We start from the raw sequence: 26,039 nt of genomic DNA, 5'->3' as shown, positions 1-26,039 counted from the left end.
GTATGTTCATTATAGTACAAAAAGTTAAAAAATAAAATGGTTAGGGCAGAATAAGGAGAACAACATGAGACCAATTATTGAATTTTGTGCCAGCAATATCGGGCACGGGACCCAAGCGCTTAAAGACAAGCTAGAATTGAATCCCGAATATGATGTCATTGAATATGGTTGCCTGAATAACTGCGGCGAATGTTATCTGAGACCGTTCGCCATGGTCGACGGCGAAATCATCGAGGCGGATTCTCCGGCAGAGCTGGAGGAAGCCATCGAGACTGCCATCAAAGAGCAGGAGGCTTGGGACAGCCTCGAATTGGATTAGTCCCGAAAATTCTAATTAACCGAAATGCCGCTTGGACATCCAGAGTACACCGCTTTTGAGCAGGCGGGGAACACGCCCCATTACAGACCGGCGGCCCATGAGACCGAAACCGGCATTTTTGCCGAGCGAGCCGAGGGTCCCCTTCAGCTTTATCCTGCCCAGCTTCGGCGTATCGCCGCGCCATAGCGCCTGCAGGACCTGTGCAACCTGTTCGCCTTGGGCACCGGCGGCTTGTGCGCTTGGTGCAAAGGGCAGGCTGGCACAGTCCCCGATCACGTATACTTCCGGATAGTCGGCTACATTATAATGAGGTCCGACAATAATCCGTCCGCCGCGGTCTTTGGACAGCTCCAGCTGCTGCACAACTTTCACTGGCTGGATACCTGCTGTCCATACCGTTACATCCGCAGGAATCGCCTGGGTGCCGTTAAAAATGGCATCCTTTTCGACATGGGAAACGGAGACACGCCCCAGCGTCTGCACCTGATGTTCACTGAACCATTCCTCTACGTACTGCGACAGCTTGGCCGGAAAAGCGGACAAGACACGTTCTCCCCGGTCCAGGATTGAGATATTGAGGTCTGGGCGGCTTTCACGCAGCTCTGCGGCCATTTCTACTCCGCTTAGGCCCCCGCCCACGATATTAACTGTTCCGTAAGGCTTAATATCGTTCAGCCGGCGGTAGGTTTCCCGGGTGCCGGAGAAGCTCTGGATACTGCAGGTAAATTCCTCCGCCCCCGGAATTCCGTGATAGTTATCCGTGCAGCCCAAAGCAATCGCCAGAATATCATAGGAAACCGGCTCTCCGGATTCCAGGATGACGATCCTGCTGTCCAGATCAATGGAACCGACCTCGCCGTAGCGTACAGTTAAACGCGGGTGGACGGGAAACTGGATACGCAGATGATAGTCGTTCACAGTACCTGCAGCAAGGGCATAATATTCAGTCTTGATTCCCTGATAGGGCATCCGGTCAATCAAGACGATCTCAACATCGTGCGGGAGATGGTGGTCGAGTAATTCCTGGATCAGGGCAAGGCCGCCGTAGCCGCCGCCTAGGACGAGTAATGTTCTCATGCGGACCGATCTTCCTTTCAAATATGGATCATTGCTGGCGCTATTCGTAAACCTTAATCTCGTTATAGAAGGTGTCCCGTTCCACCGGAATACGTCCGGCGCCTTTTACGAGCCAGATCAGTTCTTCGCGGGTAATTCCTTCAGGAGTCAAGGCCCCTGCCGCATGGCTGATCCGTTCCTTCAGAATCGTTCCGTGTACATCGGATGCCCCGAAGCTAAGGGCAACTTGAGTCAGCTGCACGCCGATATTAATGAAGTAGGCTTTGATATGGTCGAAATTGTCCAGCATTAACCGGCTGACCGCAATGGTCTTAAGATCCTCATACGCCGAGTTGCGGCGCATAATTCCGGCATTCCGGTTCTTAGGCTGCATGGACAGCGGGATGAACACCATGAAGCCGTTCGTCTCATCCTGCAGCTCGCGGATCTGCAGCATATGGCGGATCCGGTCTTCGCGGGATTCGATCGAACCATACAGCATGGTGGTGTGGGTCTTCATGCCGATTTGATGTGCCGTCCGGTGAACCTGAAGATATTCCTCTACATTCGCTTTATCAACCCGCATTTTTTTACGGTACTGGTCGGACAGAATTTCTGCTCCGCCGCCAGTCAGCGACTTAAGGCCGGCCGCCCGCAGCTCTTCCAGTACCTCGCGGATGCTAAGTCCGCTGATACGGGTGAAGAAATCAATTTCAGCTGCCGTGTAGGCTTTGAGGGTTACCTCAGGAAAACGTTCATTCAGGGCTTTCAGTGAATCAACGTAATACTGGAAGGGCACCTTATCATTGTGGCCCCCGACAATATGGAACTCGCGTACCCCGGGATGAATATGCTGTTCGACATATTGCACCATTTCCTGACCGGAAAGGGTGTATGCGCCTTCTTCGCCGTCATCTTTGCGGAAATTGCAGAATGCGCAGCGCGATTCGCAAACATTGGTGAAGTATAGACTCATATTTTCAATAAAATAGACCTTATTGCCGTTTTTGCGCAGATTAACCTCGTTCGCAAGCTGGCCGATCGTGAGCAAATCATCACTTTCATATAAATAAACGCCATCTTCCAAGTTTAATCTTTCTCCGCCGCGAACTTTCTCAATAATGCCCGCCATTCTGGCATCCGTGTGTGGTGTTATAAGTGTAGACATATGATTTCCTCCTGAAGGTTGGCGAGGCGAAAGCACCCGCAGAATTAATACCGGAATACCTAGCCGGCGCTATTAAGCATAAAAATAGAGGCGACAATAGCCTCGTGACAAATTTCCGAATTTTACAGCGCATCGCTTTCCCTATTATAAACCTCTCTCCAAGGGTGAGCAACCAGTGGAGAAAGTTCGCATATCCGGTTCACCCCCAGCTCTGCGGCGGCATAGTTATGACTTGAGGGAAGGGGAATAGTGGAGTATACTTAGCTTTATATAGAGTATTTTTAAGGAGGCTAGAGAACATGATTACAATCAGTGAAACGGCAGCGGGACAACTCAAGACGATGCTGGCTGAACAGGAAGTGCCGAATATGTTCCTTCGCCTTGGCGTAACTCCGGGCGGCTGCAGCGGGTTCTCTTACGCTATGGGATTTGACGATAACGAAACCGATCAGGATGTATATATGGATATTGAAGGCCTTAAAGTAGTCGTAAGCAAAGATGATATCCGTTACCTGGACGGTCTGGAGATCGATTTTGAGGAATCCGGCATGACCGGAGGCTTCACCATTAATAATCCGAATGCTACCGCTACATGCGGATGTGGTTCATCGTTCCGTACGAAGGAAGATGCGGGTCAGCCGAGCGCTGAGCCGTGCTGATGTCGGTTAGGTAACCGTTTTGAACCTCTTGAATGGTGTATGATGTACTGCACTTTTCAGGAGGTTTTTTTATATTGGTGAGGAGGTTCACTTTGAAACGTATGCCCTTTGAACGTCCAACAGAGCATTATGATGAGAGAATCATAGGGATTGATGAACAAATTTGTTCCTTGATGAAGCAGAGGAAGGATATCTCGGGGAATAATCCGGGCTTTCCGCCGTTTGAGCTGATTTCGGAATGGTCAGCAGGTTTTGGAGTCAATGAGGATTTCCTGAAAGCGCTTTTCGGGACCATGATGAATGAAGAACAATTTAAGCCCATGGTTGAGCCGGCGGCGTTCAGAAAGCACATATCTCTCCTGAAGGCAGCCGAGAAAGGAGGACGCTTTTATACGCTAACCTCAATAAGACAATACCGTAACGCAAGTGTCCTTGTGCTTAACGTAGATTGGGATGGGGACCCGGAGCCTCTATTGCATGCTCATGAACATAACCATTTCGAGTTATTCATAAGCGAACAATATGATTGCCGGATGATGAGCGGGGGCAGCCGTTCGGACCATGCATTTTACAAATATGTAGTGTCTCCGCCACTGCCTGATGAACTGTCAGGAATTGAATTTAGATTCATCCATTACAGAGGTCCGTTTAACAAGAATAAGACCGGTGATGAAATCCTTTTTAAGGTGTAACAAATGCAGACTTGCGTCATCACTCAGGAGGGGTGTACATGATTAAATACATAAGACGAAGAATAGCCCGGAAAGAGCTGGTTAAATTGCGGGACGAGCTCACCTTCTATGAGCCTCTGTATCCGCTAATCGGCCCGTTTCATCTGTGGTTTACAGAAAAGTGGAATTACATATGGTCGAAACAAACGAACCGGTACGAGATAGAACCGGAGTTTTTTGCTGAAATCTACACAGAAATTCCCGGTCAGTTGACAGTATTTAAGCAAGCTATTGCGGACTATGGCCAGCTTGTAGATACGAGTTATTTCAGGGATAAGATAGCGATTATGGAAAAAATGCTGGCCGATGGTGATTCGGAGCGTATTTTGACCCTTATGTTCCTTTACTTGCAGCTCTTTGAGCGGGCGGAGCGTTATCTTCACCTGAAAAAAAGGGAAGCCGAGCTGAACGAATACATAAGGTAACTATAAGCTTCAACGAATCAAGCGGCCGGAAAATAGGCGGGGGAATTACAGCATGTCTACAACGGAGTTTAGAAAACTACTGCAGTTACATCTGAAGCCGCGGTTGAATCAGCTGGGATTCATGGGTTCGGACCACCATTTCCGCAAGAATTCGGATGAGCATTTTATCTACACCTTGGTTATACAAGGAAACCGGTACGGTGGATCGTGTTGCATGGAGCTGGGGGTACATTTGGATTTCTTGCCCATCGGATTGAATGGAAAAGCGGACATCCATAACCTAACCGTCTACGACTGTGAATTTAGAGAGCGAATAGAAGCCGGATTTCCCTGGGCTCAGCGAATATTTGCTAGACAGCCCCAAGCCCGATGGTTTGAATACGGGGAAAGTGAAGCCGACGCCATTAGGACGATTAATAGAATGTACAAGGTATTCAAGGTGCGCGGTCTGGAATATTTTGACCAATTCAAGGGCTTTCCTGGTCCTATTCTGTCTATAACCCTGGAACACTTGAAGGCTGAAAGGAGCAAACAGCGAATAAGCATGGGGGCTCCGCAGAATTTGCGTCTTGCACTTGTTATTGCCAGAACCCATGAATTCGTCGGAGATTTGGACTCTTCGTTGAAGTTTGCGGAGTGGGGGTTGAATCATCTGGGACAGGCAACCGGGCTGAAGCCGCATTTCGAAGAGTTAATTAGCCGAATTACACAAACGAAGGGATCTCTCTAAATAAGCTTGAGTTCCAAAGAAAAGAAACCTCTCTTTTAAAATGGGTTAGTTGTACTTCCATTTACTAAAAGAGTGGTTTCTTTTCTTTTTTATGTTTTTTAGAAAGCTTGTAAGTGCGATTCCCGCTTAAACAGCGGAGCGTCCTAACTATACTTACTATAGAAGAAAAAGAATTTCAGCGGATCAACCAGACTATGTGCACAAGCTGTTTGCTCTTTTTTTCATAGAGTATAGTATTCCTCACAGCAGGCATCAAGCGGGGATGATGAACTTGAAGTTAATCATAAACATAATCAGGGCAGCGGCACCCAGGGAAAAGGCGATGCAGCTCGCACCGAGGATTCTGCGGCGGTCCTTAATAAACTTGAATCCGAGCGCACAGACAAGAATTGTGGTACCCGCCAAGACAACAGACATGCCGATCATCGCAAACCAGTACAATATCTCGAACAATTGTGCCATTAGAAAGCCCCCTCACAGGGTAATAATACAATGAATTTTAAGATTTTTCCAGTGCGGGAAAAGGCTTGTGAACTAGATATGCAAGACTTATTATTTGGGGCTTAATTCATACTTGTTAGTCCCTTCACTATCGATACAAGCGATAGTTTCTATAAGCTCCGTGGCACTTCACTGATAATTCGACAGCGGGCAGTAAATTGCCGAGGATCGTCGAAGGCACCGCAGAAAAATCAACAGTTTCCGCAATCTTCGCAGAAATCCGGGTGATTAGACCCCAGGACATACGGCCCGCTGCCATATGCCCTTTTTTGCTGTGAGGAGCTTCTTACACGGACAATCATACAGGAGGGCGGGACCTTTTCTGAGTAATCTATAGGGTAGGCTGGGATTGCGAAAGGAGAGGGGAACATGGCAGGAAGAGAACTGGCCAGCAAGTGGCTGAAAACCGAGGCGCTGCTTAGCGATTCACGGGTTGCCGGTTACATTCCACGAACGAAGGAATATAGTGCTGCCGGACTGTCAGCTATGCTGGGAAGATACGGAAACGTAGTGATTAAGCCGATTGTAGGCGGCGGGGGATATGGAGTCATTAAGGTATTCCGGGACCGCCGGGGATATGGTTTCACTTATATGCATAGAACCCGTGTATATCGTGATTTCACATCAATGAAACATGCGCTCGACAGAGTAAAGGTTAAACGGCGTTATATGATTCAACAGGGGATTTCGCTTGCCCGGATTGCCGGCCGTCCAATTGATTACAGAGTGAAGGTTGTGAAGAACGGCACGCATTGGGAATTCCGTTCTATGGTGGGGAGATTAGCGCGGCCGGGTCTGTTTGTAACGAATCTGTGCAAAGGCGGTACGATGATGAGCTGCCGGCATGGTCTGCGCAGATCGCTGCCGCAGATCAGCACATCGGCCAAGAAAGCGGAAATGCGCCGTCTGACGCATGTCTGTATTGAACTGCTGGAAAGACACTTTCCGGGTATCGGTGAGCTGGGTTTTGACTACGCCGTTGACCAGCGCGGAAAAATTTGGATCCTTGAAGTGAATACAAGACCTAAGTAACTAATAAATTTTTAAGAATTGACGATAAAGATAATAATAGGATAGAATAGCGTTTAGTCGTGCATTTTCCGAGGTAATATGGGTATTAATTTCTATATTATGAACATTCCAAAATATTTTTTTAGACTATCTGCGTGGAAAGCTCCTGTGCATAACTATTATCCCCACATTCCACTGCGGAGTTAACGCCTTTGTAACCCTTATTAACATATTATGCACAGGATTTCCACAGAACCTTGTGGATAGTAAGAACGCTTGTTCGAAAAAAGATAGTTTGCTATGATAGATTCAGATCCAAATAAAGGAAAGGTAGGTGAACGTTATGGTTGAATTGTCGGATGAGATGCTGTTGGACTCTTACCAAAGAGCGATAGAGCTCCAATTAGAGCATGATTTCATCGCTCTTTTGCTCGCTGAAATTCGCAAACGGAACTTACACTCTCCAGCACATGCGGTTCTACATTAAAACACATAGCTTCATTTTTGCAGCAGCTGCTTAGTCAAAACCGCAAGCGGCACAAAATAGGGTATCTTTTCAAGTTGGAGTGGAATCAACCTGAAAGGATACCCTTTTATTTGTGGATTAGTCTAGCCCTAAGCTGCCGCCTAGAGCTTAAGATTACTGCTGTGCCCCGGGGATAGCTTGGCATCCGGATCAAGGTATACCTTAGCATTGTTAACCGCTGTAGGCGCTTCTCCGAATCCGACTGCAATCAGCTTCAGCTTGCCAGGGTAAGTAGTAATATCGCCCGCGGCAAAGATCCCAGGAATGTTCGTCTCCATACGTGAGTCTACTACGATCGAATTGCTCTCAATTTCAATGCCCCACTCGGCAATCGGACCAAGCGAAGATACGAAGCCGAAATTGACAATGACACTGTCTACTTCAATTTCCTGTGTTTCCTTGGTTTTGATATGGGACAAGGTAACCTTGGTTATGAATTCTTCCCCGTGCAGTTCAGTGATCTCCGAAGGGGTAATCACATTTACCTTGGAGGCCATCAGATTCTCCACACTGTGTTCATGAGCGCGGAATTTATCGCGGCGGTGAATCAGGGTGACCTGCTCCGCGATCGGTTCAAGCATGAGTGCCCAGTCGACTGCGGAGTCTCCGCCGCCGCTGATCAGCACCTTCTTACCCTTGAAGGCATTCAAATCGCTTACAAAATAATGCAGATTGGCTTTCTCAAACCGCTGCGCTTCCGGAAGCTCCAGACGCCGGGGTTCAAAAGCGCCTACACCGGCAGTGATGATAACCGCCTTGCTGTGATACTCGGCTTTATCGGTAGTTGTTACGAAATGGCGTTCATCCCGCTTCTCGACCGACACCACCTTCTCTTCCAGGCAGATATTGGACTGGAACAGCTCCATTTGCCGGGACAGGTTGTCTACCAGCTCCTGTGCGGTGATTTTCGGGAAACCAGCCACATCATAAATATATTTTTCAGGATAAAGGGCAGCGAGCTGCCCCCCCAGCTGGGGCATGCTTTCAATAAGGGTTACCGACGCCTGGCGCATACCGCCGTAGAAGGCAGCAAACATGCCGGCAGGACCGCCGCCTATAATTAAGAGGTCGCTCATAGGAACGCCGGATTGCTCTAGTGTCACGTAATATTACACCTCCGAGTTGATAGTTTCAAAATGCCATACTTAGCGTACTTACTCATTATAATCATTGTGGCACTGCCCTGCAAAGGCTTTGAATGAACTGAAAATTGTGACGTTTTTTTGTATGATTATATTTGATTAAAACGATACTAAGGTTTACAATGGATATGGTTATTTTAGAAATCCTTTAAGTTTGATTGGAAATTCTTCTGAATTTAAGTGTATAAATTCACAAAAGAACCTGAATTATTTGACAAAAAATAACACATAGACAGATTCACCTGTTGGAAGGAGCCGGAACATGAGCAGTATTCCCAAAATTGTCATCCTAGGCGCGGGATATGGAGGTATTTTGACCGCCCAACGGCTGCAGAAAGCTTTGAACTACAACGAAGCTGATGTGACGCTGGTTAACCGCCATGAGTATCACTATTTCACTACCCACCTGCATATGCCAGCTGCGGGAACGGACAGCATTGAACATACACGTGTATCTATTTCCAAATTGATAGACGAATTTAAGATTGACCTCGTGAAATCTTCCGTGCAGGAAATCCGCACCCAACAGAAAAAAGTCATCCTTGAAGATGGCACGCTGTCTTACGATTATCTCGTGATTGCTCTCGGGGGCGAGCCTGAAACGTTCGGTATCCCGGGACTTGATAAATATGCGCTCACGATCCGCAGCATTAATTCCGTGCGGCTGATCCGGGAGCATATCGAATATCAGTTTGCCAAATATAAAAATGAAAATAATGCCCAGGAGCATATTAATTTTGTGGTAGGAGGAGCGGGCTTCAGTGGTATTGAATTTGTAGCGGAGCTTGCCGACCGCATCCCGGGCCTGTGTAAGGAATATGACGTTGATCCAAGCATGGTGAACATCTACAATGTGGAAGCTGCGCCTACGGCACTTCCGGGGTTTGCCCCTGAGCTTGTGGAACATGCAATGACTGTGCTGACGAAGAAGGGTGTTACGTTCAAAATCGGTGTAGCCATCAAGGAGTGCCTGCCGAATGGTGTCATTCTCGCAACCGGTGAAGAGATCAAAGCTTCGACAATTGTCTGGACCGGCGGTATCCGCGGTAACCGTCTGATTGAAGCGGCCGGCTTTGAAGCGATGCGCGGACGGGTGAAGGTTGATGAATACCTGCGTGTGCCGGGCCACGAGAATATCTTTATCATTGGTGACGGCTCCCTGATGATTAACCCTGAAGGGCGTCCATACCCGCCAACCGCACAAATCGCGATGCAGCAGGGTGAATGCTGCGCCTATAATCTGGTGGCCGCCATCCGCAGCCAGCAGCCGAAGAAGTTTGCCTTCAGCAACAAAGGTACTGTAGCTTCGCTGGGTAAAGGACAAGGCATTGCCGTAGTCGGCGACAAGAAGTATAAGGGCTGGACAGCTGCACAACTCAAGAAGGTTGTCGATATGCGCTACCTGTTCATTATCGGGGGCATTCCGCTGGTGCTCAAGAAAGGAAGATTCTTCTAAGATGCGCCACTGCAGCGTGCAAGTTCGTGGGCTGTTGACGCGTGAGGAGCTGGACCGCTACAACGGGCTGATCGAGGTTGGATCCTTCCTTGAGGACCAGAGCCGGTATGATCTGGCTTATAATATCCAGAAGGAAATTGATCTGCTTATTCTGCCGGCGATTGAACGGCTAAAGGATAAGAGCCGGGCCCGCGACCGGGCAACGGCTGAATATTTGGAGAGTCTGCGCGAAGAAGACGATGAGGACGGAGATTCGGACAAAGAGCAGGTCCGTTAATCCTCTGACAATTTGGTAAATAATACACTAAAGGGTGTGACTCCGCTTGAAGCGGAAGCACACCCTTTATTATTTTACAATTTAAGCATATCTTCAAAGGTCTCCGGAGTCAGCAGGTTGCCGACATAGAACGGGCCGAACTCGCCATAGCGGGCACTGACCTCGTCAAAGCGCATTTCATACACCAGCTTCTTGAATTGCAGCGCATCCTCAGCGAAGAGGGTTACGCCCCACTCCCAGTCGTCAAAACCGACGGAGCCGGTGATAATCTGCTTCACCTTGCCGGCATAACCGCGTCCGATCAGTCCGTGTGAATGCATCAGTTCACGGCGTTTGTCCATATCGAGCATGTACCAGTTGTCAGCAAGTTCGCGCTTCTTATTCATCGGGTAGAAGCAGATATGCTTCGCTTGCGGCAAAATCGGCTTCAGACGGGCGGCAACATGCGGATTCTGCATCGGATCGCTTCCATCTCCGGCACTTCCGCCGGCAGCATAGTTGCTTAGTTCAACAATGCTGACATAGGAATAAGACTTGGTGGTATATTGGGCAAAGGCGATTTTGTTAAAGGCAGTTTCAAGAGCATTCAGGGCTTCAAGGCTTTCCCGCAGAAACATCATCACGAAATCAGCCTTCTGGCCGACGATAGCATATACTGCAGAGCTTCCTTCCTTGGCTTCCTCTACAGGACCCCATTCTTCCATAAAAGCATGAAGCTCCTCCAGGGCAACAGCGCGTTCCTCATCATCGGCAGCTGTCCAGGCTGTCCAGTCCAGAGAGCGGAAGTCATGCAGTGCATACCAGCCTTCCAGTGTCAAAGCGGCTTCGTTCATGTTCTCACTCCTTAAAAGTTTTAAAACTTAATTCGAAAGCATACGCTTCTATGTATGATCCGATTGATCTATTAGCATTGTATCGCAAGCGGGCGGCCAAGAGCAAACCCCCGCACCGGCATTTGCCGGGTTCGGAACTGGAACAGCAATAATGTTCATTGCTTCGCTACATTTTTTCTAGTAAACTTACTATTAAATAAGGTTTTGTGTGCGGTTCTTTATAGAGAGAGGGGACGACGGTACGATGGGGTTTATTCCTGTATTTGTTCTGGCCGTTTTATTCTTTGTCATGATGTTTGGCATCGGCTTTATCCTTAACATGTTAATGAAGACGACCTGGTTCCCCGCTTATCTTTTTGTGATCGTAATTCTGCCCGTAGTCGTCTATTCCATCTGGGACCGGGATGCAATGTCGCTCTGGGAGCACCTGAGCACTTTCCATGTCGTTGACTATCTTACAGGCATTGCCGGACTGGCTGGCGCAGTACTAAGCGGCTGGACCATTCAGAAGCTGCGGCTTGGCGGCTACAAAATGTTTTAATGAAGGATATACAGCACAGAAACGGCAGCTATCCCTGCAAAGGGACGGTGATGCCGTTTTTTTTTCATTGTGAAAGCCAAGCTATTTTTTTCTTGTGCCGATTTCTATTATTTTTCGCTATCGCCAGCAAGCGTTCAAAAGATGTCGATTTTACGCTGAAAAGGAGGTTATTTGGTTCTTTTTTTACATTTCCGGCCGGGTGTTTTGTGATAGAATAGAAATCTATATGAATTCGTGTAGAAGAGGGGGAGGTTTCCGCAGATGCGCATGAGTAACCTGCATCATTTCACCGAACATCATCGGTACTGCGTTTCCCGCGAATTCGGTCTAAGCCATGTGGATTCACGTATGCTGGGCTCGGTCTATCAGCCGATGGTTGGAGCCTTTGCAATCAGCCTCTACAGGCTGCTGTTTGAGCATATTCCGGCAGAAGCGATCGGCTACTCCGCAGTGGAGCAGCAGCGCAGGCTGTTTATGACGCTGGGTGTTGAACCGAACGAGAAGGGCCGTAAATATTTAGTGGATCAGGCTTCCAGGCTGGAGGCGGTGGGGCTGCTTGCCACCTGCCGGATTTACATGCCGGAGAATGATGATTATATGTATGAATACGAGCTGATGCCGCCGCTGTCGCCGGCTGATTTTTTTGCAACCCAGCATTTGACGCTGCTGCTGCGTGACAAGATCGGCAAGTTCGCCGTGCTGTCGCTGCGTGAGCAGTTCTGGAACCGGGAACCGGAAGAATGGAGCCGCCGTTCCATCGGCAAAGAGAATATATCCCTGCCATTTTATGATATTTTCCAATTAAATACGCATGTGATTGATTATGAACTGGAGCAGGCCCTGGCCGAAGTGGCTACGGTGCGTCAGCCCGGATTCAGCGAAAACGGTGAGCCGGCGATCGGGTACAGCGATATCATTTTACGCTTTCCGCGGGAGTCAGTGAACCGGGTTCATGTCGAGAAGCTGCGCTTTGACCATACCCAGATGGGCGTGATTAACTACGTAGCCCGCAAGTACGAGCTGGGTCCGCAGGATTTATGCCGCTTGCTCGATGAGGATGATGTGTTCACACCGGACGGCGAAGTGATACTGGATACGCTGCAGCATAAGGCGAGCCAGCATTTCCGCCAGGACATGAAACGCCAGGAGAAACGGGAAATTGCTGCGGCGAAGGTGGTTTCACTGCGCTCGGCTGCCGCCGGGGAAATAGATGATTCCAATATCCTGCAGGAGCAGCCGGTAGAGATGGAGTATTATGTGGAGGTGCCTCCGCAATTCCTGACCAAATGCGATATCCACCAATATAATATGATGCTCCGCAACGAGCCTTATACCCGGCTGCTGCAAACCTTTTTTCCGGGTGCAGTTCCGGGCCAGCTAATGGATATTTTTGAGAAAATAGATCTCAATTACAAGCTGAGCGGAGAAGTTATCAATGTGCTGATCCATTATTTGATGACAATGGTGGCCTCCGGCGGCGATCAGCGGATGAACCGCAATTTCGTCGAAGCCATTGCCTCCAATATGCTGGTGAAGCAAGTGAACACCTACGAGAAAGCCGTGCGTTACATCCGCGACCAGTCCAAGGTCAAGGGCAAAGGAGCAGCCTCCGGGTCTTCCGGAGCAGCGTCCGGAACACGCCAGCGTTCGTATGCCAAGAGCGGCGGACGGTCAGGCAAGCCGGAGATTCCGATTGTGCTCGATGACGGCAGTGCCGGAACCGTATCGGATGAAGAATTCGCGGCGATGATGAAGAAAGCGGCCGAGATTAAGGCCGGCAAGAAGAAGGGCGCTCTTAGGACGCCGTAAAGAAAGCGAGGTGCAGCAATGGAGTCTATGGGCGAAGTGCTGCGTTCGATGAACAATCCGGCTCTGCGCCAGCGTTCCCGTGATCTTGAGCAGAATTTGCTGAGCCATCCCTTGGTTAAGCAGCTTCAGGCCGAGCATCCCGAGCTGGATGAGCCGCGGCTGCGGCTTCATCTGAGCCGGCTGTACCAGTATGTACAGGAGAGCCGCAACTGCGCGAACTGTCCGGGTCTAGACAACTGCCCGAATGATTTCCAGGGCCATTACAGCAAGTTAACGGTTGAGACGGTGAACGGCTCGCCGGATTTATATGAACGTAAGACGGCTTGCAATCTGAAGGTAGCGCAAGACAACCAGGATAGCATCCGCAAACGGATCCGCAGCTTCTATGTGGATGAGCGCGTGCTGAACGGCGGCTATGATGAAATGGATATTATGGGCAAGGACCCGCGCAGGGCCTCAGCCGTGAACAAAATATTTGATTATATTACCGGAGTCAAAGAAGACGGGCTGACTTCGCAGGGGATCTATCTGCATGGTACCTTCGGGACAGGCAAAACCTTCCTGATGTGCTACCTCCTCCACGAGCTGGCGGTTGCCGGGTACAGCGGCGTGATTGTATACATGCCTGATTTTATCGAGGATCTGAAGTCGATTATGCTGGACGGCCAGAAGCTGAAGGAAACGGTGGATACACTGAAAAACTGTGATCTGCTGATTTTTGATGATATTGGTGCGGAGAATTTGAATCCCTGGGCGCGTGACCATGTGCTGGGGGCCATTCTGAATTACCGGATGAACCGCAAGCCGACCTTCTATACCTCGAATTATCCGCTGGATGGCCTGGAGAAGCATCTCAGCTTCACCAGCAAGGACGGCGAAGAGGTCTACAAAGGCCAGCGGCTGATGGACCGGATCGCTCCGTTTGTTGATGTAATTCCTCTGCATGGAGAGAATCAGCGCGGAACAAACCGGTAAAGCGGCTACCTGGGTATGTGCGCGGAAAAATAATAAACAGCGGGGCCGGGATGAATAAGTCCTCAGCTCCGCTGTTTATTTTTGATACATCAGCCGTTACTCGGAAAAAATGAACTTGATGATAACCATTCCGAAGAATACGACAGTCATGAATCCTGTCATTCCGAAAAAACCAGTCATTAAATCGCCCAGATCGTTGCGGGGCTCTTCGTTGATATGCTCCCGCGGGTCCCGTACCTTAGCATTGACATCCATAGCTTCTTCCTCCTTGCGGCTTGCAAGTCTGTACTGCATTAGGTTACAGTTATACATGTGAGAGAAGTCATTGACAAATAATGCGCTTTCCTCAAGTATACGGAGTCTCCGGGAAGTTGTAAAGAAGCGGAAGACGCTAAAATAATTGATTTTATACAATGTAATTGTCTAAAACATTTCCCAAAAGCGTTGTATATATGTTATACTGTGAATGTGTCGGTAAATGGTAATCTGGTTATCATATTACATGAAGCATTTTTTCCAGCTAACATTACGGAGTGAATTCGCTTAAGCTAGCGCACGCTATGGAGGCGGATATTGCTTCGCAAAACTTAAAGGAGGAACAATATCATGGCTATCGTGAACGTGTCTGACCAATCCTTCGTTAATGAAGTGGAAGGTCAAGGTACTGTAGTAGTAGACTTCTGGGCTCCTTGGTGCGGCCCTTGCAAAATGCTTGCCCCTATTCTGGAGGAATTGTCCACCGAGCTGGGAGACGGCGTTAAAATTGCCAAATTAAATGTTGACGAGAATCCGGAAACGGCTTCCCGCTTTGGAGTAATGAGCATTCCTACACTGATCTTCTTCAAAGACGGTCAACCGGTAGATAAAGTTGTTGGATTGAACTCCAAGGATTCCCTTAAGAATATTGTAGCTAAACATCAATAAGTCTGATTATTACTGCTGAACCCGGGGCCTAGCGGCTCTGAACACAGGCGCCTTCGGTTTATCCGGAGGCGCTTTGTGTGTTAAACTTACCTTATCATTTAATTATTAAGTAAGCTCTGCTGTGCGGGGCTGTTTCATGACTGTGCAGTACTAGGTGGGGGAGAAATTATGGACTATAGCGATAATATCCGCAATAAGCTGGCACTGCTGCCCGACCTGCCCGGGTGCTATCTGATGAAGAATGAAGAAGGCACCATTATTTATGTAGGCAAGGCCAAAGTGCTGAAGAACCGTGTCCGGTCTTATTTTACAGGCAGCCATAACGGGAAAACCCAGCGGCTTGTCGCCAATATTGTTGATTTTGAATATATTGTTACCTCCAGCAATATGGAAGCGCTCATCCTCGAGTGTAATCTGATTAAAAAGCATATGCCGCGGTATAACGTGCTCCTGAAGGATGACAAGACGTTTCCGTACTTGAAAATAACGAATGAAGCGCATCCCCGTCTGGAAGTGACACGCCGGGTGCTTAAAGATAAAGCTAAATATTTTGGACCATATCCGAATAGCTATGCCGCACAGCAGACCAAAAAGCTGCTCGACCGGATGTATCCGCTGCGCAAATGCGGTGTGATGCCGAAAGAAGTGTGCCTGTATTACCACATGGGTCAATGTCTGGCCCCTTGCGAGAAGGAAGTCCCTAAGTCAGCTTATGATGAAATAACGCGCGATATCGCCTCTTTCCTTGGGGGAGGACATGAAGCGGTCAAAAAGGACCTGCAGCAGAAAATGCAGGAGGCTGCGGAGGAGCTGTACTTCGAACGCGCCAAGGAGCTGCGTGATCAGATTATCCACATCGATGCCCTGATGGAGAAGCAGAAGATAAATACTGCAGATACGAAAGACCGCGATGTGTTCGGCTATGCCGTGGACAAGGGCTGGATGTGCGTGCAGATTCTGTACATGCGCCAGGGGAAAATGATCCAGCGCCACTCGTCCGCTTTTCCGTTCTACGGGGAAGCTTACAGCGACTTCATGTCGTATGTCACGCAATATTACAGTGATAACCCAGCGCTGCCGCAGGAAATTCTGCTGCCGGAGGCGGTAAGCGAGGGCACGGAGAAGCCGTCCGGAGCAACGGCCGCTGCTGCGGTGACGGCCGGCAAACTAGCTGCGGCGATTGACAGTGAAGATGCCGGCGGAGAGCTGGAGCCGGCAGAGCAGGACGCGGAACGCGAAGCTGCGGCCGCCGAAGCTACCGCAGTCGGTACGGTAGATGCAGCCGGCGGTGCTGCTGCCCTGCAGGAGTGGCTGGGCGTCAAGGTGCTTGTGCCGCAGCGCGGGCTGAAGAAGCAGATGGTCGGCATGGCCTGCCAGAACAGCCGCGTGGCGCTTGACGAGAAGTTCCGGCTCATTGAACGTGATGAGGAGCGTACTTCCGGAGCGGCATTCGGCCTCGGCCAGAGCCTGGGGCTGGAATCGCTGAACCGGATTGAAGCATTCGATAACTCGAATATCCAGGGAACCAATCCGGTCTCAGCCATGGTCGTCTTCATTGACGGCAAACCTGCACGCAAGGAATACCGCAAATACAAGGTCCGCACGGTGCAGGGGCCGGATGATTATGAAACGATGCGTGAGGTGATCCGCCGCCGGTATGAACGGGTGCTGAAGGAGGATCTGCCGCAGCCGGATCTGATAGTCGTGGACGGCGGCAAAGGGCAGATCTCCTCGGCGATTGATATATTGCAGAATGAGCTAGGGCTCTACATCCCGGTCTGCGGTCTGGTTAAGGACGATAAGCATAAGACGGCCCAGCTGCTGATCGGAGATTCCGCCGAACCGGTGCCGCTGGCACGGGACAGCCAGGAATTCTACCTGCTGCAGCGCATTCAGGATGAGGTTCACCGCTTCGCGATTACCTTCCACCGCGAGCAGCGCGGCAAATCGATGGTAACCTCGAAGCTGGATTCCATTCCGGGGATCGGCGAGAAGCGGCGGAAGCTGCTGCTTAAGCATTTTGGCTCACTGAAGAAAATCAAGGAAGCCTCTATCGAGGATTTCCGTCCGCTCTCCATCGGAGAAAAGCTGGCAGGGCAGATCCTTGCGGCGCTTAACGATGAGGAGCTGTCTTAATCAGGAAGTATCTGATTTCTGTAGTAGTGAAATCTTAACAGGCCGCCCCTTATGGGTTGGCCCTTTATAATTTAAGACACCTAAGTCAGCCTCCATCCCGGCCCCATGGTGAAATCAAAGGTATAAATCCCTCTGATTTCGCAGAAAGCCGGTCACACGGCGCCTGATGTGCAAGAAGGATAATGAAGGATAACCAACATTTATGCAGAAATTCTATATAATTACAATATTTTGTATTATATAGGGGGTCCTTTATGGGGTATATTTTTCTGCTTCCACAGTTTCTAATGCAGGTATTTACGATAGTAGTTGCACTGGTGATCTTTGACCGGTTCTTCAAAAGAAAATAAAAAGAGGTGTTTCGCATGCTGCATATCAGCGCTCGGAACACCTCTTTTTTATGAAATATAAGGACTAAGCCGTCTCTGCTTAAGAGAGTTAGTTTAAATGCCAGCGGGCTGAAGCGGCTCTTCCGGCCCTTTTGGCTTCGGATGACCTGACTTGTTCGGCGGATTAAACCGGTACACGATATAGCCGACCACAAACGGCATGATAATCGTGACGATGCCGGCACCTATATTCACACTCTCCTGCATGAAGATCAATGTCGCGCCCATCAGGATGCTGTCAAATACGACATGGGCGAACATCACGGCAATAAAGCCGTAACGGAGGAAGATATAGCTGAACAGCAATCCGATGACCGTCAGCTCAATCGGCCGTGAGCTGACCGGATAAATCGGATACAGCGTATGGCCGAAAGCCCAGATCAATGTGGTGATCAGCGAAGCGATAAAGGTATTCTTGACGAGCTTCTTGAGCATCCGGATACCGAACAGGCGGTAGACGGCCTCCTCGGACAAGCCGGCAAGCCAGGCGACGATCGGCAGCAGCCAGGCGTATCTCATATTATAGGGAGACTGGCTGGCGTCCGTGGTCGACCAGTTATGGAGGGTATACGATAGAATAATGAACATAACCGTCTGCACACCCAGCAGAATAAGCGCCCATACATAGCCGGCACGAATACTGTCCAGCACATACTTGCCGTAACCGGGCTCTTTGGCACGCGGCCAGGGATTCAGGCCTTCTTCTTGGCGCCACAGGCCGTTGCCTCCGACCAGTGAGAAGTAGAGCAGTGAAGACATCAGCAGGCTGTAGAGAGCGTAGATGATGAACATGACTACTGCGGTTATGCGGGCTTCAGCATTGTCGGCGCTTGATTCCGGCAGCATATTGTACGTGCTGATCATCATGATCAGAAAATGTACCGAGCTTAGAAAGATCCCCCGTACAAAAGAGGTATGTCCCCTTCTCAGGATGCTGAAGATCAGCGCGAGAATACCGAGGGCCAGGGTTGGCAGGCCATACCCGTAAAGGGTCAGCTTTTTAGCCAGAGAGGTCTGATCCTCTACATAGGTGTCATGCCAGGCTGGAGCGGTAAAGCCGGCTCTGAAGTAGGAGACGCCCCCGTCCAGAAAACTAAACTGATAACTCAGCGGTGACTCGCCCACTTTGACTGAGCTGTTCGAATAGACAAGCCCGTAGCCTTCGGTGTTCGCTTCGATCTGCAGCTTAGCCGGGTTAGCTCCCCATAACTTAAGCCATGGGCGGGCCAGATTTTCCTTTTGTTCAAGCGTCAGGCCGCCGTTTTCGCTGCCTTCAGGATAGATTCCCTTCGAAGTGCCTGCGGCGGGAATACTTCCGTAGTTCAGTCCCTCACCGGAATTAGCATTCGCGCCCAGTGCAAAGGCTGCAACCTCGCCTGTATACATATTGAGATCTACAGCTAGAAGCGGATCAGATGTGCCGGAAGTATAGAGTACAGCATGAAAGACATCGAACGGATACCGTTGATCGAGCTTCTTTTTACTGTAGTCCTCCAGAAGCTTCTCCCGGGACATATAGCCGTAAAAGGAGGAGTCGGTCTGGTAGCTGACCATCCATTCATCCTGAGCAGTCTGTGGATGGCCGAGCTGCTGTGCTGCGAATGCGGCAGCTTTCGTACGGGCCTCGGTCTTGCTGATGACGGTAGTATCTTCCTCACCCGAACCGGAGAGGAGCTGAGGGGCCACCTGAAACATAATGAATACGATAAGACCAAGCACGCCCGCGAGAATGACTCTGGTGGTAAGAGGCCGCTGCTGTAAAGGCTGGCCGACGGAATTCATGAAACGCCTCCTAGTAATGGATTAATCTGAATTTTCATCCCCTTAAGTACCGCAAGTGAGCGGATTGGATGTCTGTTGTGCCCGCACCTTTCTTATTATAATAGCACGGGCCGGGGAGTTACAAAAAATTCCCTGTTCTTCCTTTACATTTACGTAAGTGAGGCCAGGCTTATGCTTGTTTTGTTTGAGAGGCTTTACTCTTGGGTTGTATTAAGCTGAGATGATAATACTTGGCACCCGCCGGAAGACAGCATAACGCGAGGGGCAAAGCGATTACAGCGATCCAGCCGAGCAGACTCCAGTTAGGCAGAGCTCCCCCGGACAAGCTGTCAGGGATCAAATATTTGTTAATCAATATACTGTGCAAAGGACCCAGGAGTGCCAGAGGGAGCATCAGAATGGTCAATGCCGGTGACTTCAACAGATAATATTCGGCCTGCAGCAGACAGAGGATAACCGTTAGTGACAATGTATAGAGCAAGAAGGAAAAGAGCAGCCAGGTCAGTCCGAAGGACAGCTCCTGAGCAGTGGTTCTGCCGGTAATCAGCCCGGTAATGCTTCCGGTAAAAGCGGAAAGCGCGAGAACGGTGATTATCCGCATAGCCGTGGTCCACACCACGGCGACTCCGGACAGAAGCAGAACCAGCCGGCTCTGCGGAAAGCCCAGCCACCATGACAGGTGCTTGCGTTCAATGCTGCTGCGGCTGATCATCCATAAGCTGCTGAACAGAACCGGCAGCATAAATACTAATTTTGCGACGGACAAGCTCCCGGCTTCATCTGAGGAGCCGAAATAGGCGGCGGCCGCAAAAATGAACGGAAAGACCAGCTTGAGGACGACTATAGCCGGATGCCTCTCTATCTGTTGAACCCGGCGGATAGAGAGCCGGTACAGGATAATAAAAGGTGCAGTTCGGCCGCTAAGGCAGCTGCTCCGGCTGCTCCGTTTAAATGCGAAGCCCGGACGGACTGAAGTGAGGGCATCAGGGGAACGGCCGGCTTCTCTTGGTACACTAAGTCCTTTTGCTGCAATTAGCCGCATTAACTGATAGCAGAGCGGCCAACCGATGAGGCACACCGCGAGTGCAGCACACAGCACATATCCTGGAGCGCTGAACTTCAGGGACTGTATTCCGGAGTAACTGGTACTTAGGATAATGTCTATTATGAACGGAAGCAGCCATAGTAAAGTGTACGGGATTAGCAGCAGTAGTGCTGTTTTGCCTGCCCGCATAAACAGGCTGACCGCCAGCCCGAAGGTAACAGCGACTGGCAGAGAGACGATTATGAATAGAGCGTAAGCTGCTATTATATAGAGCAGACTGCCAGCCGGCAGCGGCTGATACCAGCCTGCCTGGACAGAGATGAAGTAGAGGGAGACGGCGGCAGCCAGGACGGGAAGCGTGAGATTCAGGTTATGGCGGAGCAGGCTGATTCCCTTGGCATACAGCAGCTTCAGTCTGGAATGCGGGAACGCCAGCATCCAATCCCGGTGGCTCTGGTTCATGAACATCAGCATATGAAGAGCAGAGATTGCAATAGCGGCTGTCCAGAGCAGCAAAACAGCATAAATGAACGGTGAACGCTCCGATGCTCTCGGGCCCGGGAGGTAGACTCCGGCAGCCAGCAGCAGAGCAATTAGTAACAAGGCCAGTACTATAGGGCGGTATTTCCCCTGCCTGGACAGGCTGTACCGGCTGTATTCCAGCTGGACAAGCGTCTTCAGCACAGTCATGCGAACACTTCCCGGTAACGTGATTCCACGGATTTTCCGGAACGGCGGAGCTGTTCTACATCCTCGATGCTGCGGACTCTGCCTTCGCCGATCAGAATCAGCCGGTCGAAGAGCAGCTCCATTTCGCGGATATCATGGGTCGCGATGAGAAAGGTCCGCGCACCGTCAGCGAGTTCACCCACTACAGCCGAGGCGATCCGTTCTCTGGAGATCAGATCAACGCCGGTGAACGGTTCATCCAGAATGATCAGCGGAGCCTTGCGGGACAGGCAGGTCAGGAGCTGAAGCCGTGCTTCCTCCCCGCGGGACATTGCCGAGATCAGTGACTCCCCGGAAACGGACAGCTGCTGCTGCAGCTCCTGCGCTTTGGCCTGATCCCAGTCCGGGTAGATCCCGCAGGCAAATTCCAGCCATTCCTTAACGCTCAGCCAGCCCGGGAGACTGCTGCGGTCCGGCAGCAGCGAGAGGCTGCCAAGCTGCTTCACACCTGCAGGCTTACCGAAAATTTGCACCGCACCGGCATCTGGAGACACCAGCCCGGAGATGATGCGCAGCAGGGAGGACTTGCCTGCACCGTTAGGTCCGAGCAGACCGGTCAGGCTGCCTTGCGGAATATCAAAGCTGATATCGTCGAGAATGATTTTTTTCTTCATTTTAAGTTTTAGGCCGCGGCACTCTACCGCCGCAGGTTCTGCCGCTTCCGTGGTGAGCTTATAAGGTGTCATTTGAATCCTCCTTATCGAATTCCAGCAATTGCTCAGCGGACATGCCAAGTGTATCCGCTGCAGCTTTAAATTCCTTTATTGCCTTGCGCATGATGACCTTGCGCGCCTCGCCGATTACAGCATCTTCCCTGGTGACAAACGTTCCCTGTCCGCGGTAGGTAACGATTAGCCCCATACGCTCCAGCTCCTGATAGGTTCTGGCCGCGGTAGTGGGATTGACACCTCTTCCCGCAGCCAGATCTCTGACTGAGGGCAGCCGCGAGCCGGGCGGAATGAGGCCGCTGACGATTCTCCCCTGAATAGCCTCTACAAATTGTTCATAGATCGGCAGCGAGGGATTGATTTGAAACTGCTCCGGCAAAAGCTCAAAGGACTGATCCATAGGGTGCTCCTTCCGAATGAAGTACTATCTACATGTTGTTGTGTGTATGGATAGGCACCATACAATCTGTGATTGGAGTGTACCACTACCCACCATACAATTTCAAGAGAGATTCCTCACATCGGGAAATCAGTCTTTGTGATGCTGGACATTAGCGTTTAAAATTTGTATGTTTATCTGATGAATATTACATTTGCTTCTAAGAATAAGAAACTTGCGAGAGGATGAGAATGTTGGCTTCACCCCTTCCTAAATTTGCGGAATTCAGATTCCTGAAGCTGTCTCCGCCCCAGATTCTGGTGCTTGGCTTTGCTACGGCTATTCTGATCGGAACACTGCTGTTAATGCTGCCCTATTCCAGTGCATCTGGTCATTCCCTAAGATTTATAGATGCACTCTTCACTGCAACATCCGCAACCTGTGTAACCGGACTTGTCGTGGTGGATACCGGCACCTATTTCAGTACCTTCGGACAAATCGTTATCCTGGTGCTGATTCAGGTCGGAGGCCTCGGCTTTATGACGATGGCTACCTTGTTTGCACTCCTGCTGAAACGCAGAATCTCGCTGCGGGACCGGCTGATCCTCCAGGAAGCCATGAATCAAAGCTCAATGGAGGGCATTGTACGGCTGATCCGCAAGGTGCTGGTGTACTCACTGGTTATCGAAGCAAGCGCTGCGGTTCTGCTGACACTGCGCTGGGCGGCTGATATGGATATTGGCCGCGCTATGTATTTCGGTGTCTTTCATGCCGTGTCTATGTTCAATAATGCCGGATTTGACATCTTCGGGGAATACCGCAGCCTGACCGGATATGCCGGCGATTCTGTAGTCAATATCGTCGTCATGTTTCTGATTATTTCCGGGGGTATCGGGTTCATCGTGATGGCCGACCTGATCGATTACCGCAAAAGCCGCAGGCTGATGCTGCACAGCAAGGTGGTTCTGTCGATGACGGCAGCACTGATCCTGATCGGAACGGTCGTAATCTTTATCTTTGAGTTTACGAACCCTAATACGTTCGGCCAACTTCACCTCGGCGGTAAAATATGGGCTGCATTCTTTCAATCGGTATCGCCGCGTACGGCAGGAGCCAATACGGTGGATATTGCCGGCCTGCGCCAGGCTACACAGTTTTTCATTGTAATTCTGATGTTCATCGGCGCTTCTCCGGGCTCGACCGGCGGGGGGATCAAGACAACAACCTTCACCCTGATGATCGGTGCGGTGGTTTCGATGCTGCGCGGACGTGAAGACATTGTACTGTTCCGCTACCGGCTGGCCCAGGAACGTGTCTTCAAGGCTCTGACGATTACCCTGCTTGCCCTGCTGCTGATTGTTGCCGTCTCCATGGTGCTCTCCACAACGGAGGGACGGCCGTTCCTGATGATTTTATTTGAGACCACTTCAGCCTTTGCTACCGTAGGACTCAGTATGGGACTGACCCCGGAATTGTCGGAGACCGGCAAAATTCTGATCTGCCTGACTATGTTCGCCGGACGTTTAGGGTTGTTGACACTGGCCTATGCACTGGGCCCGAAACAGGGTAAAGCATTGTATAAGTATCCGGAAGGCAAAATGATAATTGGATAAGGGGTTAATGAAACTATGAAAGCACAGCAGTTTGTGGTGATCGGCCTTGGCCGCTTCGGATCAAGTCTGGCGCTTGAGCTGATGGCAATGGGCTATGAAGTGCTCGGAATCGACCACATGGAAGAGCGGGTGGAGGAAATGAGCGGGCAGCTGACTCATGCCGTGATGGCGGATGCGACGGATGAGGGAATTATGCGATCCCTGGGCGTTCGCAATTTCGACTGCGGTATTGTCGCGATCGGGGATAACATGGAGCGGAGCATTCTGGCGGCAATTCTGCTGAAAGAGCTGGGTATCAAGCAGGTAGTGGCGAAGGCGATCTCGATCCTGCACGGGCGTGCACTGTCGAAGCTGGGCGTGGACCGGGTTATTTTTCCTGAACGGGATATGGGAATCCGTGTAGCGCATCAGCTGGTGACTCCCCATTTGCTGGATTACATCGAAATCTCCAAGGATTACAAAATTGTCGAGCTGAATGTGCCCTCCTGCATGGACGGAAAAAGCCTCTCGGAGCTGAATACCCGCGCCAAGTACGGCTGCAGCATTATCGCCCTCAACCGGAAGGACGGGATTATCGTTGCACCTACAGCCCATGACCATGTGAGCCAGGGCGACATTATGGTTGTCATCGGCTCCAATGAGAGCATTGAAGAGTTTGAGGATCAGGCTGTGAATGTGGAATCATAGTAGAGGCACACGGCAAAGCCCGGACAACAGTCCGGGCTTTTGTTATTTTTTCGGCCAATTATGGATGGTTTCGAATACCCGCGAATAGGCGGATTGGATGTTGCTGCTGTTGACTTTATCGTTGTACAGTCCGGTTCCCCAGAACTCCCATTTTCCCTCAGAGTTAAAATATCCTGTGGCATATAGACCATCATTGGTGTCCTTAATATCCTCATAGGCAATATCCTCAAGTATAAATGGCATGTAAGATTTCTTCGACTCGATAAAAAAGAACGGGATACCTGCGGTTCTGTACACCTCTGCATACTGGTCATCCGCAGCCTCAGATAAATGCTCCTTCATAATGAACACAGCATCAAAGTCTGCTGCCAGCGATTGGTTGTTCAACAGGTCATCAAACGTGATTGCCGAGAATTTCGCCTGTCGCTCTCTAACGGACGGGGCTTCTCCGATAACGGCCAGGTGCAGCGCCCTTCCTGCGTATGGAGGCGTGTCTACGGAATCTTTTTTGGTATCAATGGTGATAGTACACCCGGTCAAAAGAATGGCCGCCGCGATCAGAAACAGATAGATAGATTTCAAGCTTAAAACTCCTTATTACGGGATTTGGTTACGAACTTCATACCTGAAGCGTGTAGGTGCAGCACCAAGCTGCTTCTTAAATGCCTTTGAGAAGGAGAAGAGATCCGGATATCCTACAGATTGAGCAATCTCGGACAGGGTGTAGCTGGTTTGCTCCAATAAGCGCCTGGCCTCTTTCATTTTGAGATCCTGAATAAACTGGATTGGAGTAATTCCGTACGTCTTGCGGAACTGTTTGGTGAAATAGGTGCGGTCCACACCCACATAAGCGGCTACTCTCTCAACAGTAATTCCCTCTGCATAATGAATCTCCATATATTCATGCCCCTTTTGCAGCCAGGATACATTCGGGTCTTCGCCCGAAGCTGTATTCTGAACGGCAGCAAGCAGCTGATCAAAGATACGGTGGAACAGAATCAGCCTTCCCAGGTCACTGTGGCTGTCTGATTTCACCAGGCTGAAAAAATCCCACATCAGCTGGATCACTTCGGGAGTCAAAATGCCTGCTGCATGGGGGCTGTGGAGACTTAGTCCGATTTTTTCGAGCAGCCGGAGAGCCTGTTTTCCATCAAAGGCAATAAAGACTTTTTGCAGGAGATGGTCAGGATGCGTGTAGTATTCGTGAATGACCTGCGGAAACAGGCAGAACACATCGTTTTTGCCAAGCGTGTAGGTATGGTGATTCTGATGGAACGTTCCTTGTCCCTCCAGCACAAAAAGCAAATAATAATAAGGCGTTGTCCGGGGGCCGATATGATAGTTTGGTTTGGCGATGTTGTGCCCCAGCCGGATAGGCCAAGCTGCACCGCACTTTTCATATGCGGAAGGAGTGAATAAGCAGAGCTCCAAAAACTCATGATTATCCTCGATCATTTTGTTGTTCATCGACAGCCCTCTTTTTGCCATGTGTATTTATTTAATAAATAATGGAAAATCGGTTGTTTAT

At 50.1% G+C, this 26,039-nt stretch carries 28 protein-coding genes; 16 read left to right on the top strand and 12 right to left on the bottom strand.

Annotation, left to right across the window (positions count from 1 at the left end; genetic code table 11):
• Positions 1-64 precede the first annotated feature (64 nt).
• On the top strand, positions 65-319 hold the full coding sequence (locus QU597_RS23705; protein ID WP_310830094.1) for a YuzB family protein: 255 nt from the start codon (positions 65-67) through the stop codon (positions 317-319).
• A 15-nt stretch (positions 320-334) separates the two neighbouring features.
• On the opposite strand, the gene QU597_RS23700 is transcribed toward QU597_RS23705, so the two are convergent.
• Positions 335-1,396 carry an NAD(P)/FAD-dependent oxidoreductase gene (locus tag QU597_RS23700; RefSeq protein WP_310830093.1) on the bottom strand — a complete coding sequence of 354 codons (1,062 nt, stop codon included), beginning with the start codon at positions 1,394-1,396 and terminating at the stop codon, positions 335-337.
• Between the two features lie 40 nt (positions 1,397-1,436).
• The gene (gene mqnE / locus QU597_RS23695) at positions 1,437-2,543 is read right to left on the bottom strand and encodes an aminofutalosine synthase MqnE (protein WP_206101887.1); all 1,107 of its coding nucleotides are present in this window, start codon (positions 2,541-2,543) and stop codon (positions 1,437-1,439) included.
• 299 nt (positions 2,544-2,842) lie between these two features.
• Here mqnE and QU597_RS23690 point away from each other — a divergent pair, with 299 nt between their 5' ends.
• The 4 genes from QU597_RS23690 (at position 2,843) to QU597_RS23675 (ending at position 5,088) form a co-directional block, all read left to right on the top strand.
• On the top strand, positions 2,843-3,202 hold the full coding sequence (locus QU597_RS23690) for a HesB/IscA family protein (RefSeq protein WP_054942910.1): 360 nt from the start codon (positions 2,843-2,845) through the stop codon (positions 3,200-3,202).
• A 101-nt stretch (positions 3,203-3,303) separates the two neighbouring features.
• Complete coding sequence (locus tag QU597_RS23685; RefSeq protein ID WP_310833395.1) at positions 3,304-3,894, top strand: hypothetical protein; 591 nt, start codon at positions 3,304-3,306, stop codon at positions 3,892-3,894.
• Positions 3,895-3,932: 38 nt separating this feature from the next.
• A complete protein-coding gene (locus QU597_RS23680) occupies positions 3,933-4,358 on the top strand; it encodes a hypothetical protein (RefSeq protein ID WP_310830092.1) in 426 nt (141 codons plus the stop codon).
• Between the two features lie 52 nt (positions 4,359-4,410).
• Entirely contained in the window at positions 4,411-5,088 is a 678-nt protein-coding gene (locus QU597_RS23675) for a DUF4304 domain-containing protein (RefSeq protein WP_310830091.1), read from the top strand.
• A gap of 252 nt (positions 5,089-5,340) precedes the next feature.
• On the opposite strand, the gene QU597_RS23670 is transcribed toward QU597_RS23675, so the two are convergent.
• Positions 5,341-5,550 carry a hypothetical protein gene (locus QU597_RS23670; RefSeq protein ID WP_310830090.1) on the bottom strand — a complete coding sequence of 70 codons (210 nt, stop codon included), beginning with the start codon at positions 5,548-5,550 and terminating at the stop codon, positions 5,341-5,343.
• A 408-nt stretch (positions 5,551-5,958) separates the two neighbouring features.
• Between QU597_RS23670 and QU597_RS23665 the strand changes: the two genes are divergently transcribed.
• Complete coding sequence (locus tag QU597_RS23665; protein ID WP_310830089.1) at positions 5,959-6,621, top strand: YheC/YheD family protein; 663 nt, start codon at positions 5,959-5,961, stop codon at positions 6,619-6,621.
• Between the two features lie 322 nt (positions 6,622-6,943).
• Positions 6,944-7,087 (top strand): sporulation histidine kinase inhibitor Sda, encoded by a 144-nt coding sequence (locus QU597_RS23660; RefSeq protein WP_082452054.1) that lies wholly within the window; start codon positions 6,944-6,946, stop codon positions 7,085-7,087.
• Between the two features lie 140 nt (positions 7,088-7,227).
• Here QU597_RS23660 and QU597_RS23655 read toward each other — a convergent pair whose 3' ends face one another.
• Positions 7,228-8,202 (bottom strand): NAD(P)/FAD-dependent oxidoreductase, encoded by a 975-nt coding sequence (locus QU597_RS23655; RefSeq protein WP_206105286.1) that lies wholly within the window; start codon positions 8,200-8,202, stop codon positions 7,228-7,230.
• Positions 8,203-8,530: 328 nt separating this feature from the next.
• On the opposite strand from QU597_RS23655, the gene QU597_RS23650 reads away from it, so the two are divergent.
• Both QU597_RS23650 and QU597_RS23645 read left to right on the top strand, forming a co-directional pair.
• Positions 8,531-9,724, top strand: a complete 1,194-nt coding sequence (locus QU597_RS23650) for an NAD(P)/FAD-dependent oxidoreductase (RefSeq protein ID WP_310830088.1) — start codon at positions 8,531-8,533, stop codon at positions 9,722-9,724.
• Position 9,725: 1 nt separating this feature from the next.
• Positions 9,726-10,001 carry a hypothetical protein gene (locus tag QU597_RS23645; protein ID WP_310830087.1) on the top strand — a complete coding sequence of 92 codons (276 nt, stop codon included), beginning with the start codon at positions 9,726-9,728 and terminating at the stop codon, positions 9,999-10,001.
• A 74-nt stretch (positions 10,002-10,075) separates the two neighbouring features.
• Here QU597_RS23645 and hemQ read toward each other — a convergent pair whose 3' ends face one another.
• Positions 10,076-10,834: a hydrogen peroxide-dependent heme synthase gene (gene hemQ / locus QU597_RS23640; protein WP_310830086.1), complete on the bottom strand. Its 759-nt coding sequence runs from the start codon at positions 10,832-10,834 to the stop codon at positions 10,076-10,078.
• 244 nt (positions 10,835-11,078) lie between these two features.
• Here hemQ and QU597_RS23635 point away from each other — a divergent pair, with 244 nt between their 5' ends.
• The 3 genes from QU597_RS23635 to dnaI all read left to right on the top strand — a co-directional run bounded on the left by QU597_RS23635 (position 11,079) and on the right by dnaI (position 14,159).
• On the top strand, positions 11,079-11,375 hold the full coding sequence (locus tag QU597_RS23635) for a YuiB family protein (RefSeq protein ID WP_310830085.1): 297 nt from the start codon (positions 11,079-11,081) through the stop codon (positions 11,373-11,375).
• Between the two features lie 261 nt (positions 11,376-11,636).
• On the top strand, positions 11,637-13,184 hold the full coding sequence (locus QU597_RS23630; protein ID WP_310830084.1) for a replication initiation and membrane attachment family protein: 1,548 nt from the start codon (positions 11,637-11,639) through the stop codon (positions 13,182-13,184).
• A gap of 18 nt (positions 13,185-13,202) precedes the next feature.
• Positions 13,203-14,159: a primosomal protein DnaI gene (dnaI, locus tag QU597_RS23625; protein ID WP_236335480.1), complete on the top strand. Its 957-nt coding sequence runs from the start codon at positions 13,203-13,205 to the stop codon at positions 14,157-14,159.
• A gap of 96 nt (positions 14,160-14,255) precedes the next feature.
• Here the strand turns inward: dnaI and QU597_RS23620 are convergent, their stop codons facing one another.
• Positions 14,256-14,414: a YqzM family protein gene (locus tag QU597_RS23620; RefSeq protein ID WP_310830083.1), complete on the bottom strand. Its 159-nt coding sequence runs from the start codon at positions 14,412-14,414 to the stop codon at positions 14,256-14,258.
• Positions 14,415-14,765: 351 nt separating this feature from the next.
• On the opposite strand from QU597_RS23620, the gene trxA reads away from it, so the two are divergent.
• Together trxA and uvrC are read left to right on the top strand one after the other, a co-directional pair.
• Complete coding sequence (gene trxA / locus QU597_RS23615) at positions 14,766-15,083, top strand: thioredoxin (RefSeq protein WP_039306971.1); 318 nt, start codon at positions 14,766-14,768, stop codon at positions 15,081-15,083.
• Between the two features lie 168 nt (positions 15,084-15,251).
• The gene (gene uvrC, locus QU597_RS23610; protein ID WP_310830082.1) at positions 15,252-17,219 is read left to right on the top strand and encodes an excinuclease ABC subunit UvrC; all 1,968 of its coding nucleotides are present in this window, start codon (positions 15,252-15,254) and stop codon (positions 17,217-17,219) included.
• Between the two features lie 443 nt (positions 17,220-17,662).
• Here the strand turns inward: uvrC and QU597_RS23605 are convergent, their stop codons facing one another.
• The 4 genes from QU597_RS23605 to QU597_RS23590 form a co-directional block, all read right to left on the bottom strand.
• Positions 17,663-19,390: a CPBP family intramembrane glutamic endopeptidase gene (locus QU597_RS23605; protein WP_310830081.1), complete on the bottom strand. Its 1,728-nt coding sequence runs from the start codon at positions 19,388-19,390 to the stop codon at positions 17,663-17,665.
• Positions 19,391-19,559: 169 nt separating this feature from the next.
• Entirely contained in the window at positions 19,560-21,125 is a 1,566-nt protein-coding gene (locus QU597_RS23600) for a hypothetical protein (RefSeq protein ID WP_310830080.1), read from the bottom strand.
• Positions 21,122-21,850 (bottom strand): ATP-binding cassette domain-containing protein, encoded by a 729-nt coding sequence (locus QU597_RS23595; RefSeq protein ID WP_310830079.1) that lies wholly within the window; start codon positions 21,848-21,850, stop codon positions 21,122-21,124. Before QU597_RS23595 ends, QU597_RS23600 begins: the two co-directional genes overlap by 4 nt.
• On the bottom strand, positions 21,837-22,232 hold the full coding sequence (locus QU597_RS23590) for a GntR family transcriptional regulator (RefSeq protein WP_310830078.1): 396 nt from the start codon (positions 22,230-22,232) through the stop codon (positions 21,837-21,839). Before QU597_RS23590 ends, QU597_RS23595 begins: the two co-directional genes overlap by 14 nt.
• A 230-nt stretch (positions 22,233-22,462) precedes the next feature.
• Between QU597_RS23590 and QU597_RS23585 the strand changes: the two genes are divergently transcribed.
• Together QU597_RS23585 and QU597_RS23580 are read left to right on the top strand one after the other, a co-directional pair.
• Complete coding sequence (locus QU597_RS23585) at positions 22,463-23,824, top strand: TrkH family potassium uptake protein (protein ID WP_310830077.1); 1,362 nt, start codon at positions 22,463-22,465, stop codon at positions 23,822-23,824.
• A gap of 15 nt (positions 23,825-23,839) precedes the next feature.
• Positions 23,840-24,511, top strand: a complete 672-nt coding sequence (locus tag QU597_RS23580; RefSeq protein WP_310830076.1) for a potassium channel family protein — start codon at positions 23,840-23,842, stop codon at positions 24,509-24,511.
• A gap of 42 nt (positions 24,512-24,553) precedes the next feature.
• Here the strand turns inward: QU597_RS23580 and QU597_RS23575 are convergent, their stop codons facing one another.
• Both QU597_RS23575 and QU597_RS23570 read right to left on the bottom strand, forming a co-directional pair.
• Positions 24,554-25,093 (bottom strand): hypothetical protein, encoded by a 540-nt coding sequence (locus QU597_RS23575; protein WP_310830075.1) that lies wholly within the window; start codon positions 25,091-25,093, stop codon positions 24,554-24,556.
• Between the two features lie 15 nt (positions 25,094-25,108).
• Positions 25,109-25,978 (bottom strand): helix-turn-helix transcriptional regulator, encoded by an 870-nt coding sequence (locus QU597_RS23570; protein WP_310830074.1) that lies wholly within the window; start codon positions 25,976-25,978, stop codon positions 25,109-25,111.
• Positions 25,979-26,039 lie beyond the last annotated feature (61 nt).

It is taken from the genome of Paenibacillus pedocola, from assembly GCF_031599675.1.
GTDB lineage: Bacteria > Bacillota > Bacilli > Paenibacillales > Paenibacillaceae > Paenibacillus_AQ > Paenibacillus_AQ pedocola.
This window is presented reverse-complemented; position numbering and strand designations above follow the sequence as displayed.

Excerpts from the sequence above, each read along its gene's own strand:
- QU597_RS23705 (WP_310830094.1), top strand. The coding sequence starts at position 65 with ATGAGACCAATTATTGAATTTTGTGCCAGCAATATCGGGCACGGGACC.
- QU597_RS23700 (WP_310830093.1), bottom strand. The coding sequence starts at position 1,396 with ATGAGAACATTACTCGTCCTAGGCGGCGGCTACGGCGGCCTTGCCCTG.
- mqnE (WP_206101887.1), bottom strand. The coding sequence starts at position 2,543 with ATGTCTACACTTATAACACCACACACGGATGCCAGAATGGCGGGCATT.
- QU597_RS23690 (WP_054942910.1), top strand. The coding sequence starts at position 2,843 with ATGATTACAATCAGTGAAACGGCAGCGGGACAACTCAAGACGATGCTG.
- QU597_RS23685 (WP_310833395.1), top strand. The coding sequence starts at position 3,304 with ATGCCCTTTGAACGTCCAACAGAGCATTATGATGAGAGAATCATAGGG.
- QU597_RS23680 (WP_310830092.1), top strand. The coding sequence starts at position 3,933 with ATGATTAAATACATAAGACGAAGAATAGCCCGGAAAGAGCTGGTTAAA.
- QU597_RS23675 (WP_310830091.1), top strand. The coding sequence starts at position 4,411 with ATGTCTACAACGGAGTTTAGAAAACTACTGCAGTTACATCTGAAGCCG.
- QU597_RS23670 (WP_310830090.1), bottom strand. The coding sequence starts at position 5,550 with ATGGCACAATTGTTCGAGATATTGTACTGGTTTGCGATGATCGGCATG.
- QU597_RS23665 (WP_310830089.1), top strand. The coding sequence starts at position 5,959 with ATGGCAGGAAGAGAACTGGCCAGCAAGTGGCTGAAAACCGAGGCGCTG.
- QU597_RS23660 (WP_082452054.1), top strand. The coding sequence starts at position 6,944 with ATGGTTGAATTGTCGGATGAGATGCTGTTGGACTCTTACCAAAGAGCG.
- QU597_RS23655 (WP_206105286.1), bottom strand. The coding sequence starts at position 8,202 with ATGAGCGACCTCTTAATTATAGGCGGCGGTCCTGCCGGCATGTTTGCT.
- QU597_RS23650 (WP_310830088.1), top strand. The coding sequence starts at position 8,531 with ATGAGCAGTATTCCCAAAATTGTCATCCTAGGCGCGGGATATGGAGGT.
- QU597_RS23645 (WP_310830087.1), top strand. The coding sequence starts at position 9,726 with ATGCGCCACTGCAGCGTGCAAGTTCGTGGGCTGTTGACGCGTGAGGAG.
- hemQ (WP_310830086.1), bottom strand. The coding sequence starts at position 10,834 with ATGAACGAAGCCGCTTTGACACTGGAAGGCTGGTATGCACTGCATGAC.
- QU597_RS23635 (WP_310830085.1), top strand. The coding sequence starts at position 11,079 with ATGGGGTTTATTCCTGTATTTGTTCTGGCCGTTTTATTCTTTGTCATG.
- QU597_RS23630 (WP_310830084.1), top strand. The coding sequence starts at position 11,637 with ATGCGCATGAGTAACCTGCATCATTTCACCGAACATCATCGGTACTGC.
- dnaI (WP_236335480.1), top strand. The coding sequence starts at position 13,203 with ATGGAGTCTATGGGCGAAGTGCTGCGTTCGATGAACAATCCGGCTCTG.
- QU597_RS23620 (WP_310830083.1), bottom strand. The coding sequence starts at position 14,414 with ATGGATGTCAATGCTAAGGTACGGGACCCGCGGGAGCATATCAACGAA.
- trxA (WP_039306971.1), top strand. The coding sequence starts at position 14,766 with ATGGCTATCGTGAACGTGTCTGACCAATCCTTCGTTAATGAAGTGGAA.
- uvrC (WP_310830082.1), top strand. The coding sequence starts at position 15,252 with ATGGACTATAGCGATAATATCCGCAATAAGCTGGCACTGCTGCCCGAC.
- QU597_RS23605 (WP_310830081.1), bottom strand. The coding sequence starts at position 19,390 with ATGAATTCCGTCGGCCAGCCTTTACAGCAGCGGCCTCTTACCACCAGA.
- QU597_RS23600 (WP_310830080.1), bottom strand. The coding sequence starts at position 21,125 with ATGACTGTGCTGAAGACGCTTGTCCAGCTGGAATACAGCCGGTACAGC.
- QU597_RS23595 (WP_310830079.1), bottom strand. The coding sequence starts at position 21,850 with ATGACACCTTATAAGCTCACCACGGAAGCGGCAGAACCTGCGGCGGTA.
- QU597_RS23590 (WP_310830078.1), bottom strand. The coding sequence starts at position 22,232 with ATGGATCAGTCCTTTGAGCTTTTGCCGGAGCAGTTTCAAATCAATCCC.
- QU597_RS23585 (WP_310830077.1), top strand. The coding sequence starts at position 22,463 with ATGTTGGCTTCACCCCTTCCTAAATTTGCGGAATTCAGATTCCTGAAG.
- QU597_RS23580 (WP_310830076.1), top strand. The coding sequence starts at position 23,840 with ATGAAAGCACAGCAGTTTGTGGTGATCGGCCTTGGCCGCTTCGGATCA.
- QU597_RS23570 (WP_310830074.1), bottom strand. The coding sequence starts at position 25,978 with ATGAACAACAAAATGATCGAGGATAATCATGAGTTTTTGGAGCTCTGC.